General features: G+C 41.5%; 15 protein-coding genes. 11 read left to right on the forward strand and 4 right to left on the reverse strand.

What is annotated here, in order from left to right:
• Window positions 1-70: 70 nt before the first annotated feature.
• From glpA to K8O68_RS17760, 7 genes are all read left to right on the forward strand, one after another.
• The gene (glpA, locus tag K8O68_RS17730) at window positions 71-1,684 is read left to right on the forward strand and encodes an anaerobic glycerol-3-phosphate dehydrogenase subunit GlpA (RefSeq protein WP_230898114.1); all 1,614 of its coding nucleotides are present in this window, start codon (window positions 71-73) and stop codon (window positions 1,682-1,684) included.
• Complete coding sequence (locus tag K8O68_RS17735; RefSeq protein WP_230898115.1) at window positions 1,677-2,831, forward strand: FAD-binding protein; 1,155 nt, start codon at window positions 1,677-1,679, stop codon at window positions 2,829-2,831. The genes glpA and K8O68_RS17735 overlap by 8 nt, the downstream gene beginning before the upstream one ends.
• Window positions 2,806-4,011: an anaerobic glycerol-3-phosphate dehydrogenase subunit C gene (locus K8O68_RS17740; protein ID WP_230898116.1), complete on the forward strand. Its 1,206-nt coding sequence runs from the start codon at window positions 2,806-2,808 to the stop codon at window positions 4,009-4,011. Before K8O68_RS17735 ends, K8O68_RS17740 begins: the two co-directional genes overlap by 26 nt.
• A 177-nt stretch (window positions 4,012-4,188) precedes the next feature.
• Window positions 4,189-4,911 carry a glycerophosphodiester phosphodiesterase gene (locus tag K8O68_RS17745; protein WP_230898117.1) on the forward strand — a complete coding sequence of 241 codons (723 nt, stop codon included), beginning with the start codon at window positions 4,189-4,191 and terminating at the stop codon, window positions 4,909-4,911.
• A 125-nt stretch (window positions 4,912-5,036) separates the two neighbouring features.
• Window positions 5,037-5,405 carry a c-type cytochrome gene (locus K8O68_RS17750; RefSeq protein ID WP_230898118.1) on the forward strand — a complete coding sequence of 123 codons (369 nt, stop codon included), beginning with the start codon at window positions 5,037-5,039 and terminating at the stop codon, window positions 5,403-5,405.
• A 70-nt stretch (window positions 5,406-5,475) separates the two neighbouring features.
• The gene (locus tag K8O68_RS17755; RefSeq protein ID WP_230898119.1) at window positions 5,476-6,183 is read left to right on the forward strand and encodes a tRNA (adenine(22)-N(1))-methyltransferase; all 708 of its coding nucleotides are present in this window, start codon (window positions 5,476-5,478) and stop codon (window positions 6,181-6,183) included.
• Window positions 6,180-7,301, forward strand: coding sequence for a Nif3-like dinuclear metal center hexameric protein (locus K8O68_RS17760; protein ID WP_230898120.1), 1,122 nt, complete (start codon window positions 6,180-6,182; stop codon window positions 7,299-7,301). The genes K8O68_RS17755 and K8O68_RS17760 overlap by 4 nt, the downstream gene beginning before the upstream one ends.
• 139 nt (window positions 7,302-7,440) lie before the next feature.
• Here the strand turns inward: K8O68_RS17760 and K8O68_RS17765 are convergent, their stop codons facing one another.
• The 3 genes from K8O68_RS17765 to K8O68_RS17775 form a co-directional block, all read right to left on the reverse strand.
• Complete coding sequence (locus K8O68_RS17765) at window positions 7,441-8,406, reverse strand: 4-hydroxy-3-methylbut-2-enyl diphosphate reductase (RefSeq protein ID WP_230898121.1); 966 nt, start codon at window positions 8,404-8,406, stop codon at window positions 7,441-7,443.
• 195 nt (window positions 8,407-8,601) lie between these two features.
• Window positions 8,602-9,093: a CarD family transcriptional regulator gene (locus K8O68_RS17770; RefSeq protein ID WP_093047806.1), complete on the reverse strand. Its 492-nt coding sequence runs from the start codon at window positions 9,091-9,093 to the stop codon at window positions 8,602-8,604.
• A 129-nt stretch (window positions 9,094-9,222) separates the two neighbouring features.
• Entirely contained in the window at window positions 9,223-9,897 is a 675-nt protein-coding gene (locus K8O68_RS17775) for a YqfQ family protein (protein WP_230898122.1), read from the reverse strand.
• A 193-nt stretch (window positions 9,898-10,090) separates the two neighbouring features.
• On the opposite strand from K8O68_RS17775, the gene K8O68_RS17780 reads away from it, so the two are divergent.
• The gene (locus K8O68_RS17780; RefSeq protein WP_230898123.1) at window positions 10,091-11,389 is read left to right on the forward strand and encodes a DEAD/DEAH box helicase; all 1,299 of its coding nucleotides are present in this window, start codon (window positions 10,091-10,093) and stop codon (window positions 11,387-11,389) included.
• A 26-nt stretch (window positions 11,390-11,415) separates the two neighbouring features.
• A complete protein-coding gene (locus K8O68_RS17785; protein ID WP_230898124.1) occupies window positions 11,416-12,315 on the forward strand; it encodes a deoxyribonuclease IV in 900 nt (299 codons plus the stop codon).
• A gap of 140 nt (window positions 12,316-12,455) precedes the next feature.
• On the opposite strand, the gene K8O68_RS17790 is transcribed toward K8O68_RS17785, so the two are convergent.
• Window positions 12,456-12,710, reverse strand: a complete 255-nt coding sequence (locus K8O68_RS17790; protein ID WP_230898286.1) for a DUF2624 family protein — start codon at window positions 12,708-12,710, stop codon at window positions 12,456-12,458.
• Between the two features lie 169 nt (window positions 12,711-12,879).
• On the opposite strand from K8O68_RS17790, the gene K8O68_RS21670 reads away from it, so the two are divergent.
• Entirely contained in the window at window positions 12,880-14,235 is a 1,356-nt protein-coding gene (locus K8O68_RS21670; protein ID WP_230898125.1) for a two-component system sensor histidine kinase NtrB, read from the forward strand.
• 310 nt (window positions 14,236-14,545) lie between these two features.
• A complete protein-coding gene (locus K8O68_RS17800; protein ID WP_230898126.1) occupies window positions 14,546-15,304 on the forward strand; it encodes a metal ABC transporter ATP-binding protein in 759 nt (252 codons plus the stop codon).
• The last annotated feature ends 5 nt before the right edge of the window (window positions 15,305-15,309 follow it).

The following is a 15,309-nucleotide window of genomic DNA, read 5'->3' on the forward strand; positions in this document are numbered from 1 at the left end:
GCTTTTATTTTATTTGTTATGTTCATTCATTCACAAATCGCTTCTCTATTAGCTTTCAGGGGGGATCAGAGTGAGGGAAAAATTCGAAACAGAAGTGGTAATTATAGGAGGCGGCATGACAGGCACCGGGCTCCTTCGTGATCTGGCATTAAGGGGAATTAAAACCATTCTTGTTGAACAATTTGATTTGGGCCACGGAACTTCTACAAGAAATCATGGGCTTTTGCATTCAGGGGGAAGATATGCTGTTAAAGATAAAGAGGCAGCAATAGAATGCTACCGGGAAAATATTATTCTTAAGAAGACAGTGCCGGGTTCTATTGAACATACTGGAGGTCTATTTGTAAAAATCCCTGAAGATCCCGATGATTATGTCAATAAATGGGTGAATTTGTGCAAAGAAACAGGTATTCCTGTTGAAGAGGTCTCTTTAGAAGAGGCTTTCAGGCAGGAACCATATTTAAATAAAAGAGCAGAAGCTGTCTACAGAGTGCCTGACGCTTCTGTAGACCCTTTTACTATGCTGACAGATGTAGCCGCTGATGCTTTAAATAGGGGAGCAGGTTTACTGACTTATCATACCGTCAGCCGAATTGAAACTAAGAATGCAGAGGTATCTTATATTGTGGCCAGAGACCGTTATACAGGCGTGGAGAAAGAAATCCATGCGCCTATTATTGTAAATGCCTCAGGCCCATGGGGGGCGGAAATTGCAAAACTTGCCCAGATTCCTTTAAAAGTGATTAACAATAAAGGAATGCTTACTGTTTTAAATCACAGGATAAATAAGCAAGTTATAAACAGGCTGCGTATGCCGGGTGATGCTGATATTTTTGTGCCGGCCCATGACGTCACCATTTTTGGAACAACAGGCCGAAATGTGGAGAAACCTGATGACACCTCACTAGAAAGAGAAGAATTTGAACAGATGGTGGAAGAAGGAAAGGCATTGGTTCCAAATCTTCCTGACATACGGTCGATCAGAGCATTCAGCGGCAGCAGGCCGCTGTTCGAGGAAGAAGGAGAAAAGGACTTAAGCGGGCGTAACGTGACGAGGGGAATGGCTTTGCTTGATCATGAGAAGCGTGAAGGTCTAAAAGGGTTTATTACAATTACCGGGGGAAAATTAACTACTTTTCGGTATATGGCTGAAAAAACGGCGGATTTAATTTGTGAAAAAATTGGACTGCACCAAGGCTGTCTCACTCATGAAATTGCCGTCCCCCCACGTCAATCCAAAGAATTTCTTAAGCATCCGAGTTTACCGGCTCTTGCTAAACAGAAACTCTGTTCATGGGCAGGAATTAACAGCAGCCAGATTCACTCTAACTTAGAAGAGGATAACAGAGTAGTCTGTGAATGCGAGCAAGTCACGTGGGCCGAAATACAGGTATACCTTAATCAAAGTAACCATTTTAACCTGGAAGACCTTCGGCGCAGAACGAGACTGGGAATGGGTCCATGCCAAGGGAGCTACTGCTACCACAGGACAGCGGCTCTCGCAGTGGAAAAAGAGGCCACTTCCAGGAAGGAAGCGGCAGAAGCTTTAACAGATGGAATGGATAAAAGAAAAAAGGGAATGAATGTGGTTGCGGACGGGGCGACAGACAGGCAGTTAAAAATGATGGAAGGTGTAACTGCTGTGTCTCTTGGTATTAAGAAAGGCGGGAAAGCTCATGTATGATGTCGTCGTCATTGGTCAAGGGCTGGCAGGACTGCTGACAGCAATACGCGCTAAAGAGAATAATTATCATGTAGCTGTGGTCTCCAAAGGGAGCGGCAAAATCATTCAGTCCACCGCATTTATGGATTTGCTTCCGGGCAGATCTGAAAACCTCACAGGTGCCCGGCTATTTTTCGAAAATGAACAAATTTCTGATTCGCTAATGTCAGAAGCGGCTGACTGGTTCAAAGCGTTGACTGGCAAATTAGGCATTCCTTATAGAGGTTCTATTGATAAACTTACACCTGTAGTAACAGGGGCTGGGTTTATAAAAGAAACTGCCCTCTATCCGCATACAGTCAGCAAAATACCTGAAGAAGGAGACGTAATTATAGCGGGGATAAAAGAGATCATCGATTTTCAGCCTCGCTACGTCAAAGAGAATCTGCTCACAGAGTATCCCGGTTTGTCAATTTCATCTCTTACTGCAGATTTAGGCCTGAAAGCCGGGAGAGTACTTTCCCAGGCAGATGTGGCCAGACAGCTTGACGAAGCTTCAGGAAGAGCGGTCTTAATATCTGCCCTTAAGAAAGAAATGAAAAAAAAGAATGTTAAGTCGTGCGATGTGATGGTTTTTCCATCCTGTCTTGGAATCAAAAACTCCCAGCTCGTTATGCAGGAGCTGGAGGAGGCATTTAGCTGCATTGTAACAGAGGCGCCCGGGCTTCCTCCTAATGCGGCGGCTGTCCGTTTATATTCCGCTTTAAAAAAATATGCGGTAACCCAAGGGATTCGATTTATAGAGAATAAGACCAGCCATTCAGTCCACGTGAAAAATGACAAAGTGACAGAACTATTTACAGAAGGTGCAAACGATGGGATCAAGCTGAAAAAACTTGTTATAGCTACAGGAGGGGTCATTGGGGGCGGACTGGAACTGACAACTGACGGGCTTAGAGATACGACTATAAATCAGCCGGTAAATAAAGATGGAACAAGTAAACATAAATTAAGAAATGTATATTATGCAGGAGGGACAAAAAAGGTTCCTTGGACAGATACTTGGATAGCAGGAGGAATCTATACGATTTGTACAAGCTATTCAGTTCCTTTATCAAAAAAGACGCCAGGAGGGGAAAAGCATGCCGGAATGGAGCGTAATAGATAATTCTTTCGATAAGTGTCTTAAATGTAATGCCTGTACGGTAAATTGTCCGGTTTCCGGTGTTTCATTGGATTTTGGAGGGCCGAAGCATCTGGGACCTGAATTTAAACGGTTAACTGATAATCAAATAACTGTAAACGAACCGTCAATTGAGCTGTGTACTCTTTGCGGAACATGTGACAGGTCATGTCCGGAGGGAGTCCATGTCTCTTTGTTAACGGCATACGGCAAAGCGGCACACGCTGAAAATTCGGGTATGAATTTACGTGATTTAACACTGAGCAGGGCCGAGCTTGTAGGAAAGCTTGCTTCGGCATTTGCCCCTGTAACAAATAAAGTGATGAAAATAAAACCTGCGAGAAAGCTGATGGAGTGGACTATGCACATTCCCGCTGAAAGACAATTTCCTGAATACAGATATAATCATTTTAAAAAGAAATATAAAAAGAAAGTAGCAACGACGGAGAGAAAAGTGGCTTTTTTTTCAGGATGTTACACCACATATAATGCTCCCCACGTTGGAGAAGCTTTTATAAAAGTGATGGAGTACAACGGTATAGAGGTTGCTTTGCCGGAACAGAAATGCTGCGGAGTTCCTATGTTTGCGAACGGCCAGATGAAGCAGGGGCTGAAAAATGCCTTTAGCAATACAGATTCTTTACTATCATACGTTAAAGAAGGTTATGATATCGTCACAACATGCTCAAGCTGTGCCAGCTCGTTAAAAAAAGATTACCCTGCGTTCCTAAAAACAGAAGAAGCTGTCAAAGTTTCTAAGAATATTTACGGTTCTGAAGAGTATCTGAGAAAGCTTTATGAAGAAGGAGAACTGAACATGTCATTAGCTTCTCTGAATGAGAAAGCCGGTTATTTTTCTCCTTGCCATATGAAAGGCCAGGGAGTGGGCAGCCCTGCTATGGATGTACTGGAGCTTATTCCGGATTTCAAGATTGAAGATATGGATGCCGGGTGCTGCGGGCAGTGCGGCACATTTGGTTTTAAGAAAGAAAAGTACCCATTGTCTATGAGAATAGGAAACGAAATGAGGCAGACTATTTCAGAAAGCACAAAAGATTATATTGTAACTGAATGCGGAATGTGTAAGAACCAGCTTAATCAGCTGGCTGTTGATAAAGTAAAACACCCCATTGAGATTATAAAAAAATCATATGAATCAGTTTAAGTAAAAGACCGCTGTGGCGGGTCTTTTTTTTTTACTGTACCTCTATATTGCGATATGGATTGTCACCGGTTGGCGTTTCCGTTACCATTATTTATATACAGCCGGCAGGAGAGGGGTCTTTTATATACCGCTCTGACCCTAACCGGTATATAAAGCGGGAGGACGAGGAGAATAAGAATGAAAATTATTGCCCACCGGGGAAACAAACGTTATACCCCTGAAAATACAATGGCAGCTTTTATTTCGGCATCGACTTACCCTATAGACGGCATTGAATTTGATTTGCAATGGACAAAAGACAAGGTTCCGGTTGTTATTCATGATCCTGCAATTGACCGGACGACAAATGGACGCGGGCCGGTTAGAGATTTTACTTTAAAAGAATTAAAACAATTTGACGCAGGAAGTTTTTTTCATGAGCAGTTCCGTGGAGAGAAGATCCCTTCTTTTACTGAAGTACTTGAGTGGGCCGCAAATTTTAGTTTTGATTTACACGTGGAGCTGAAACAGCAGACTGCCTTGCCGGAACACTTTGTTAAAAGCTGTTTAACAGAAATTGAAAACTTCAAAGTCGCTCACAGGATAATCATTTCTTCTTTTCACCATTCTTACTTAAGTGAGGTTAAAAGGCAGAACCCTGAAATTCAAACAGCTTTCCTTACAAAAGTCCCTATTTTCAGGGTAGCATCCTATGCAAAAAAAGTCCAGGCGGACGCAATCCATATCCGGCATAGTTTTCAAGCGTCGAGGTATTACCGTAAATGGACTAAAAAGGGCCTGCCTGTGCGCGCTTATAACGTACACAGGGAAAGAGATGCTAAAAGGTGTGCCCGCTTAAATGCGGATGGGATCATAACAAATGATCCCAGGTTAATGACTGAGCTTTTTAAAAATAAATAAAAAAAGAACAGCTGAAACCGCATATATTTTCCTTTTCTATTAAATGATTTTCATATACAATGTAATAGAGCTTTAAAATACGTTGGGGATACCATCTAGAGAAATGATAAGGGAGGTACATAAAGATGAGAGGAAAACCCCTTTACCCTTTTGCTCTAACGGCCATCTTGGGGATTGGCCTGATTATCATTTTATCCTTTGTCGGTGTTAATATTGGTCCAGACACCGCTACAGAGAATGGGGAAGAGAATGAGGAAGAGCAGGAGTTTGACGATCCTATTGAATTAGGGGAAAGCGTCTATCAGCAAAATTGTGCATCTTGTCACGGCGGTGATCTAGAAGGTGCATCCGGGCCCGCTTTAGATGACGGAGGATATTCAGAAGAGGATATTCTGACGGCTATTTCAGAAGGACCTGGAAGTATGCCTGCTGATCTGGCGACAGGCGAAGATGCCGAAGCTGTAGCAGAGTATATATTATCAGAAAACCAATAATACTTACGAAGAGAAGGATCGTGTATCCTTCTCTTTCTAATATATTGAAATAGAAATTCAGGTGAAAACGATGAAAAAAGATAAATTGTCAAAACGATTAGAAAAAGTGAGTCATTTTATAAAAGAAGGAGCGATAGTGGCGGATATAGGATCTGACCATGCTTATTTGCCTGTTTATTTAGCAGACACTGGGAAGAGCCCTTTTGTGATAGCAGGTGATGTCAATGAGGGGCCCCTCTCATCAGCACAGGACCAAATAACAAAACACAACTTAAAAGATAAAATTAAGGCAAAACTGGGGAGCGGGTTATCTGTCCTGGAGGGAGAGAGTGTTGACACAGTAGTGATCGCCGGGATGGGCGGCCCTTTAATAGCTTCCATCCTTGATAATGACAAAGAGCAGCTGGAAGGAGTGAACAGGCTGGTTTTGCAGCCGAATGTCGCTTCTGATCATGTCCGAAAATGGCTCTTTGACAACGGTTGGAACCTGGTTGACGAAGCGATACTTGAAGAGGATGACCATGTTTATGAAATTGCAGTTGCCGAGAAAGGGAACGCTCGTCAAAATTACAGCTCAATGCTGGAAAAGGAACTGTGGATGGGGCCTTTTCTGTTAAAAAATAAAAACTCTGCTTTTGAAAAGAAGTGGAAAAGGGAATTAGCTCAACTAGAGAAAATTGATAAACAATTGGCAACAGCGGCAGACCGGCCGGGATTAAAAGATAAAAAGCAGGAAATCAGATTAAAAATAAAGTGGCTGAAGGAGGAATTAGCTTGATGAAACCAGCAAACGGACAAACGATTATACAGTCTTTTGAACAGTTTTCTCCTAAGTCTTATGCGGTTGAGGGAGATAAAATCGGCTTACAGATAGGAACTTTAAATAAAAAAGTGAGTAAAGTGATGGTAGCACTGGATGTGCTGGAGCCGGTGGTTGATGAAGCTGTAGAAAAAGAGGTTGATTTAATTATCGCCCACCATCCGATTATTTTTAAACCGCTAAAAGCGTTAAGAACAGACTCGGCTTACGGCCGTACAATTGAAAAACTGATTAAACATGATATAACTGTATATGCTGCCCATACGAACCTGGATGTCACTCCGGGAGGGGTAAATGACATGATGGCAGAAGCTATCGGTCTGCAGGATGTTGACGTACTGGTAGAGACGGTGAATGACCCTCTAAAAAAGCTCGTTGTCTTTGTTCCTGAGGACCAGGCAGGAGAAGTCCGGGAAGCAATAGGAGAAGCAGGGGCGGGCCATATTGGAAATTACAGTCATTGCAGTTTCAATTCAAAAGGAATGGGTGCTTTTAAGCCTGGAGATGGTGCGGATCCATTTATTGGGGCGCAAGGTGAAATGGAATACGTGGATGAAGTGAAAATCGAGAGTGTTTTTCATGAAAGTATAGAAAAGAAAGTCCTGAACGCTATGAAAAAAGCTCATCCTTATGAAGAAGTTGCGTATGATCTTTATGAAATGGCCTCTCCGGGTAAAGTGCATGGTTTAGGAAGAATTGGTTACCTGGATCAAGCTCTTTCACTCGATGACTTTGTACAAAGAATAAAAAAAGCCTTTGACGTTAAAGGTGTGCGCGTAGTTGGAGAAGGAGACCGCCAGGTGAAAAAAGTAGCGGTTCTTGGAGGAGACGGTAATAAATATACCTCTGCTGCGCTCTTTAAAGGAGCAGATGTATATGTGACGGGCGACTTATATTATCATGTGGCTCATGATGCTATGATGGAAGGGTTGGCAATGGTTGACCCGGGGCATAACGTTGAAAAAATAATGAAAGAAGGCGTCCGAAGAAAAATTAAAGAGTTTGTCGATAAAAACAATTACAGTACAGAGGTTCTTGTTTCAACTGTTCATACTGACCCGTTCCGATTTATGTAAAGAAGCTGGCTTTCTAAAGAAATCAACAATTTTTTATTTGCAAATGATATAAGATGAGGCTGGAAATAAATATGGCAAAAAAGAATGGCTCTCCTCTGAGGGCCATTCTTTTTTGTTAGCTAGTCGGGGAACAGTCCGGCTAGCTGAAGCTCTTGTTCTCCGTTTTTTTCTTTTTAACTTTCGGGAGAATCTTTGTCAGTTTCACACTGCTTGTAGTATCCCACGTATGCGGGTCATCTTCATCAAATTTTTCTAAGAAAGCGATAACTTCTTTTGTAACAATAGTAGGTGTGCTTGCGCCTGAAGTGACCGCTACTTTATTGATGCCTTTCAGCCATTCCAGGTTTAATTCATTAACATTGCTTATACGGTACGCTGGTGTACCTGTGATTTCTTTAGAGACCTGCGCCAGCCGGTTAGAGTTATTACTTTTAGGATCCCCTACAACAATCAGAAGGTCAGCTTCTCCGGCCTGTTCGGCTACCGCTTCCTGACGCACTTGTGTAGCCATGCAAATCTCATTATGAACTTCTGCTTTAGGGTATTTTTTTAAAGCTGCATTAATTATATGGGAAACGTCCCATTGACTCATTGTGGTCTGATTCGTAATGAGTATTTTATCGCTTTTAAGTTTCAGGCTGTCAACATCTTTTTCGGACTCTACAAGATGAACAATATCAGGAGCAACGCCAATAGCCCCTTCAGGTTCAGGATGTCCACTTTTGCCCACATAGATAAATTCATATCCTTCATCTTTTTTGTCCCTGATCAGGTCATGGGTCACATTTACATCAGGGCACGTGGCATCGACTGTGGTAAGTCCTTTTTCTTTTGCAAGCGCCCTGACTTCAGGTGAGACACCGTGAGCTGTAAAAATCACTGTCCCTTTATCAACTTGTTTAAGAATTTCCAGTCTGTTTTGCCCGTCAAGTGTAATGATGCCTTCTTCTTCAAAAGCATCTGTGACATGTTTGTTATGAACGATCATGCCTAATATATATATTGGGCGGGGCAATTCAAGGTTGGCAGCTGCCTGCTTAGCCATAACCATTGCGTCTACAACCCCATAACAATATCCTCTTGGTGAAATCTTCATTACTTCCATGGAATCCTCCTTGGTAAACGAATAAGCCTCATACAGTGTCTTAACCTTTATTCTGCTTACTCTCACATGAGACACATATTTATTATAAAGGCTATAGCCGCCTGTGACAAACAAATGAACAGCCTTCGGTATAAATGTCATCTATGCACGCAAAAACGGATACCCTTAAAGGCATCCGCAGTATTTGACGGCTGTTTATGTAGCCTCAGCATGCTCATCGATAAAGCTCAAAGCTTCATCTTCTGACATCTCTTTAACTAACATAAGTTCACTGATAATAAATTGTTTTGCACGGTCTAAATTTTTCCTGTCTTCCATATGGAGACCGTTATTTCTGGCTCCTTTTTTTGAAGTCAGGTTAGCGATCACACTGCAGGCATCCAAAATGCATCCTGTTTTCAGCAGTGTTTCATTTTCTTTAGAGTATGGTCTTGCTGCTTCTTTTTTAACGGGTGCTTCGCAGGCTTTGAGAGCATTTGCTACCTCTTCCAGCTGCTCCATGGCAATTGTTTTACGCAGTCCGGATTCCCCGATTCGGTTTTCAGGAAGCATTAAAGTGACGTGGTTCAAAGGAAAATAAACAACATAATACGTCATTTTTTTACCTAATATATCTTTTTCTTCCATATCCTTTATTTTGCCAGCCCCGTGGTACGGGTAAACAACAGTGTCTCCCACATTAAACATGGCCATCCCTCCAAAGTAATATTATACCCAGTATAGCACAAATGGAAATAAATTTAAAATTTTACTACGATATGAGAAAATAGTCAATGGAAATGAGAGAAAAACCTCTTGATAATTAGAGGTTTTTATTCAAATATATAACTTTGGTTTAGGAATATTATCTGCTCCCTCCTCTTTTTTTATCCGTCTTTTTTTAGAGGGAGGCTGATTTCCGGAAGAGCGGGCTGCTTTTTTTCTTTTGGTTTTAGGGGCGGTCTCGGGTTCAGTTGTTTTTTTAGAGGAAGAAGCAGGGCTGTTATCCCGTTCTGTCTCTGGCTCCTCCTTTTTTATCTCTGAGTTCTGTTCTTCGTTTACTGAGCTATTTTCCTCACTTTTTTCTTCATCTGTAATTTCAGATGAATTGTCATCTTCAGGACTGTCATTCTCAGCACTGGCAGTGTTGGCGGTACTGCTTTCACTCGCTCTTAAAATTTGCATTAACTGGGGAAGAGACTTAATTAAAGGACCATACTGCTGAACGATAGGACCGACCGTCTGGACAGTCTGGATCACTTTTTGCGCATTTTGAACCATACCAAGCATTTGACCTAAATTTATTCCCTGTCCTGAAGATAAACCGTTTACAGCAGATGTAACATTATTAACAGCAGCATTTCCGCCGAAAAGTTTTGATAATAAGCCTCCGCTTTGCCCAGGTGCAGGAAATGGATACTGGCCCATCCCTTGAGGCGGCGGCCCGGATGGAAATGATGAAAAAGGCGGAGGCTGCATGGTATTCGGCGGAAAAGGACGCGGACCGAACATATGATGATCATCCTTTCAAACATGACCTTCTCTTCTTAGTGATATGCAAAGCTCAAAAAATTGTATGGGCGCTTATCATGGAAGGCAAGCTAAATAAACTGGCAAAAGATACATTTTTCATGATAAAATGAATAATTAGCGTCAACCATCATTAAAAATAATGGAAGACTCAAGACAGAAAGTAGGAAAAAGAATGAAACATAATTTTGATCGTTTTCAATTAAAACCATTTCTAATTCAAACGTTAGAACAGCAAGGTATTTCTTTGCCGACAGAAATCCAGGAACGTCTTATTCCGTCAATTAGAAACGGACAGGACGTAATTGGCCGTTCACAGACAGGGACGGGAAAAACTCTGGCCTTTTTACTCCCAATTTTAGACAGGGTGGAGACAGAAAAGAAATCAACCCAGTTTGTTATTACTGCTCCGACAAGAGAGCTGGCTCTCCAGCTTTATGAAGTGTTTAAAATATATGCTGAACAAAGTGATGATTCCATTACTGCACAGCTGGTAGTAGGCGGTACTGACAGACTCCGAATGATCGAGAAAGCTCAGCAGCAGCCGCATATCGTTATAGGAACGCCGGGGCGAATACTTGATATGCTTAACGAGCAGGCGTTAAGGCCGGCTTCAGTAAAGGCGTTCGTTGTTGATGAGGCTGATCAGATGCTGGACATGGGATTTCTGGAAGAAGTGGACAAGATTGCCTCGCGGATGAGCGACGAGTTGCAGCTACTTGTTTTTTCAGCAACTATTCCTGAAAAACTTAAGCCGTTTCTAAGGAAATACATGAAAAATCCAAAACAAGTAGAAGTAGAAGCACCGGGAGCCTCGCCTGAAAATATCGCCCACTTTCTTGTTCCTGACAGAGACAGGGATCGAAAAGACATTCTTCTAAAAATCACCTCCTCTCTCCAGCCGTTCCTTGCGATAGTGTTTGTTAATACTAAAGAAACAGCCGATGAGATTCATGAAGTTATGAGGGCAGAAGGAATGAACGTCGACTGTATCCATGGTGATATGCCTCCGCGCCACAGGAAAAAAGTGCTTAAAAAGCTTCAGGATGCGGAGATTCAGTACCTTGTTGCGACTGACCTCATAGCGAGAGGGATCGACGTTAAAGGTGTCAGCCATATAATTAATTATGAGATTCCTAAAGAACTGGAGTATTATGTGCATCGTGTAGGGAGAACGGCTCGTGCCGGGTGGGATGGGACAGCCATCACAATTTACGGCCGTTCAGATCAGACAAGCATTGAAAAACTTGAAAAACAGGGCATCGCATTTGAATACAAAGAAGTGAAAAAGGGAGAATGGGTTACAGTTGAAAAGCGGAACTTCCAACAGCGAAAGACATCTTCTGACCAAACCGTGAAAACGGGAAATATTAAAAAACCGAAAAAAGTAAAACCGGGGTATAAGAAAAAATTTAAGCAGAAAATGGAAGAACAGGCGAAAAGGCAAAGAAGAATAAACCGCCGTAAAGGCTAGCTGCCAGAGGGAAAGGGGAAAGTGGTATGTTATTAGGATCACACGTATCTATGAGCGGAAAGAAAATGCTTCTTGCTGCCAGTGAAGAAGCGGCTTCCTACGGTGCATCTACATTTATGATTTATACAGGTGCTCCGCAAAATACACGCAGAAAAGCAATCGAGGATTTAAATATTGAAGCTGGACATGAACATATGAAAGCACATGGTATTTCAAATATGGTCGTCCATGCTCCCTATATAATTAACATAGCTAATACGACCAAACCGGAAACTTTTAAGCTTGGTGTAGATTTTTTAAAAAGTGAAATTGACCGGACAGAAGCTCTTGGCTCTAAGCAAATAGTTCTTCACCCGGGGGCTCATGTAAGTGCAGGAGCCGAAAAAGGAATCAGTAAAATTATTGAAGGGTTAAACGAAGTGCTGGACCCTGAACAGGATGTCCAGATTGCCCTTGAAACAATGGCAGGTAAAGGCTCTGAATGCGGCAGGACATTTGAGGAACTGGCCGCTATTATAGATGGCGTGACACATAATCATAAGCTTTCCCTCTGTTTTGATACTTGCCACGTTCACGACTCAGGTTATGACATTATAAATAATCTCGATGGGGTCTTGGAAGAGTTTGATAAAATTATTGGGTTGGACCGCATTAAAGTTCTTCATGTAAATGACAGCAAGAATGAGTGCGGAGCGAAAAAAGACCGCCATGAAAATATAGGCTTTGGACATATCGGTTTTGAAGCCATTGACAGGATTCTTTATCATGACGTATTCTCGACTGTTCCAAAAATTTTGGAGACCCCTTATGTAGGCACAGATCAAAAGAACAAGAAGCCTCCTTATAAAAAAGAGATCAGTATGTTGAAGGAACGTCAATTCAATCCGTCGTTAAAAGAAGAATTACTGGGCCAGCCAGCAGAATAACAAAAAGGGTGTCTCAAGTCTGACTTGGGACACCTTTTTTGTTTACCTTAATAGGAGCGGGAATTCTCCAGCTTAATGCTCTTCCTGGAAAAGGAGAGCTGCCGGGTGAGGCGCGGCAAATCACATTTATACTCCTATAATTAATCTAAATAATGTTCATATTGCTTGAACAGGGCCAAGGCTGACTGAGAATGTTTAGGAAATTCTTTTTGAAGCTTTTGTTTCAGTTCTTCCACTTTCTTTTTATCTGAAATGTCAAAAGGCTGTTGATGGATAATCTCCAGCACTTTTTTTCCTTCTTTTACTGTAAGCGGAATTCCTTCCTGATGGCTCAGTCTTATAAGGTCTTTTAAAGTCAGGGAATTAACTTTCTTATTAATAAGGTCTTTTATCACAGGGTTCAAAGGACAGCCTCCTTATTGTAATAATTTATGGCAGCATCTTTTTAATTTATGATTTTGGGGGAAATTTGTTCCTTCTTGATGTATAATAATGGATGGATTATTAAAGTCTGAGAATTTGTTCCAATTTAAATATATAATTAATCACAAGGGGAGCTTTTACGTGAAGAAAGTCAACGAAGGTTCACTCAATAAAGAAATTTATCAGGCAATCATTCATTTATCTTCAGATTTTAGCCTTATATTGAATGAAACGCTGGAAACTGAAGATGTTGTCTTGCAGGATAGCAGCCTTCTGAAGTTGATTTCCGAGCCTTATCAAAATTTTTTTCCCCGCGGGAAATTTGAGGAATTCATTTTCACTATTGATAAAGAAGAAAAACCGGCAAAAGAGATATTTTCCCTGTTTACCAGTGATCAAGAGATACTTGTGGAGTGCAAAGGGATAAAAATAAAAGGGAAAATAATAATAGTTGGCAATAAACGTACGTCACTTGTTAAAAGACGGATAGACCTGATGGAAAAAGTACCGATTCCGGCCTTGCTTCTGGATGATAAAGGCTATATTGTCACATGTAACACCCACTATAAAAAGCTGCACACACAACTGGGTCTGCCGGCGAAAATCTGCCCATCTGTTGAAGCTGGAAAAGAGCTTCATCCAGTTTATTATATTTATGAAAGAATGTTAAAAGAACTTGTCAACACGAAGAGGGACGTGACTAAGGAGTACCGGAGGGAAGAAGTCCGGCTGGTCATTCAAGGTGTGGTGGACGGGGACCATTATATTATTATGCTTAAAGATGAAAGTTTTCAAAAACGCTTTGAACAGCTTTTGACATATCAGCAGCAGATGCAGGCGGTCTCTCAAATAGCGGCCGGAGTGGCGCATGAATTAAGAAATCCACTTTCAGTAATTAAAGGTTTTATCCAGCTGTCCAAACTGTCAAACAGCTTGACCACTTATTATGATACGATTTATTCAGAAATTAACAGGATGAACCAGATCATCGAAGATTTCCTGTCTATTTCCCGGAAAAAAATTGATAAACGCTATATTCAGCCAGAGGACCTGATTGAGTCTATGTTAATGATTTTCCGTTCGGAATGTACACTTCATGACGTGGAGTTTACTTATCATATTCAGGAAAGTTCCCATTATCTGTACGTGAATGAGCAAATGATAAAACAGGTATTGATTAATGTAATGAGAAACGCGATTGAGGCATACGAAGGTCAAACAAAGAACAGATCGTTCCTTTTAACGACATTTATAATTAAAGAAAGTTATTTCATTCAGCTTAAAGATGAAGGGCCGGGTATTCCGGCGGATCTCATTGACAAAATTAACGAGCCCTTTTTTACAACAAAAGATAAAGGGACAGGGATCGGCATTCCTCTTGGGAAACAGATATTGGAAGAGCATAAGGGAGAATTTATTATTAATAGTGAACTTGGCAAAGGGACAGTCATTACCCTCCAGCTTCCGCTTTTCTCTTATAAAGATAATCACGAGTAAGGAATAGATCCGGCTCCCGCCTAAGGCGGGGGCTATTTTTATGCCTTGGTAATCCCCCGGTTACTCTGCTCATATTTTCTTAAGAAGCGAATTTACTGTAACAAAAATGCCGGACTTCAGATGAGTAAGATTGAAAGATACAGAAACTTCATTTATAATTATTACTAAGCAAAAAGTTTACCTAGGGAAAGTTTTTAAATTAGACACAACTTTTTCATCGGGTTGCACAATAATTGTGCGTAAGCATATATTAGAATGACCTTTTCCTATTCAGATTTGAACGTAAGGTGTTATTGAAGGAGGAAACAGAATGGCAGATGAACGATCGATAAAAGTTGACCGGCTGTCTGTTCATTATCATGGGCAGACAGCTATCCGGGATATAACATTTACCGTCTCTAAAGGAATGATTGTAGGGGTTATCGGACCGAATGGCGCAGGAAAATCTACTTTAATGAAAGCTATGCTTGGGCTTGAGAAAAGCAAAGGCGAAGTTTTATTCTTCGGGAAGAAAATCAATGCCATAAGAAAACAAGTGGCCTATGTGCCGCAGAGAAATTCCATAGACTGGGATTTCCCGGTCCGTGTAGAAGATGTAGTGCTGATGGGAAGGTTCATGCACATTCCTTGGTATAAAAAAACAAGCAGGGAAGACCGAAGCCGTGCCCGTGAAGCCCTCGAACAAGTCGGGATGCAGGACTATTCAAACCGGCAGATAGGAGAGCTTTCAGGGGGGCAGCAGCAGCGTGTCTTTATTGCGAGAGCCCTGGCCCAGGATGCGGATCTGTTTTTCCTTGATGAACCGTTTGTCGGAATTGATATTGAATCGGAGAAAATAATCGTTGAACTTCTGCATCAATTAAGTAAAGAAGAGAAAACAATATTTATTATTCACCACGATTTAAGCAAGGTGGAGAAATACTTTGATGAGCTCGTATTGCTCAATCAGACGCTTATTCAAGCAGGAAACGTAAAAGAGGTATACAAACCGTCATTTTTGAAAGAAGCTTACAGAGGGAGTGCTGCTGTCATTAACGAAGGTAATGAAATGGTGGTGGTCGGACCTTGATTGAA

The organism is Salipaludibacillus sp. CUR1 (assembly GCF_021028955.1).
Lineage (GTDB): Bacteria > Bacillota > Bacilli > Bacillales > Salisediminibacteriaceae > Salipaludibacillus.

What these genes read in the sequence shown, in the direction of transcription:
- K8O68_RS17735 (WP_230898115.1), top strand. Translation starts at nt 1,677, where the DNA reads ATGTATGATGTCGTCGTCATTGGTCAAGGGCTGGCAGGACTGCTGACA.
- K8O68_RS17740 (WP_230898116.1), top strand. Translation starts at nt 2,806, where the DNA reads ATGCCGGAATGGAGCGTAATAGATAATTCTTTCGATAAGTGTCTTAAA.
- K8O68_RS17745 (WP_230898117.1), top strand. Translation starts at nt 4,189, where the DNA reads ATGAAAATTATTGCCCACCGGGGAAACAAACGTTATACCCCTGAAAAT.
- K8O68_RS17750 (WP_230898118.1), top strand. Translation starts at nt 5,037, where the DNA reads ATGAGAGGAAAACCCCTTTACCCTTTTGCTCTAACGGCCATCTTGGGG.
- K8O68_RS17755 (WP_230898119.1), top strand. Translation starts at nt 5,476, where the DNA reads ATGAAAAAAGATAAATTGTCAAAACGATTAGAAAAAGTGAGTCATTTT.
- K8O68_RS17765 (WP_230898121.1), bottom strand. Translation starts at nt 8,406, where the DNA reads ATGGAAGTAATGAAGATTTCACCAAGAGGATATTGTTATGGGGTTGTA.
- K8O68_RS17770 (WP_093047806.1), bottom strand. Translation starts at nt 9,093, where the DNA reads ATGTTTAATGTGGGAGACACTGTTGTTTACCCGTACCACGGGGCTGGC.
- K8O68_RS17775 (WP_230898122.1), bottom strand. Translation starts at nt 9,897, where the DNA reads ATGTTCGGTCCGCGTCCTTTTCCGCCGAATACCATGCAGCCTCCGCCT.
- K8O68_RS17780 (WP_230898123.1), top strand. Translation starts at nt 10,091, where the DNA reads ATGAAACATAATTTTGATCGTTTTCAATTAAAACCATTTCTAATTCAA.
- K8O68_RS17785 (WP_230898124.1), top strand. Translation starts at nt 11,416, where the DNA reads ATGTTATTAGGATCACACGTATCTATGAGCGGAAAGAAAATGCTTCTT.
- K8O68_RS17800 (WP_230898126.1), top strand. Translation starts at nt 14,546, where the DNA reads ATGGCAGATGAACGATCGATAAAAGTTGACCGGCTGTCTGTTCATTAT.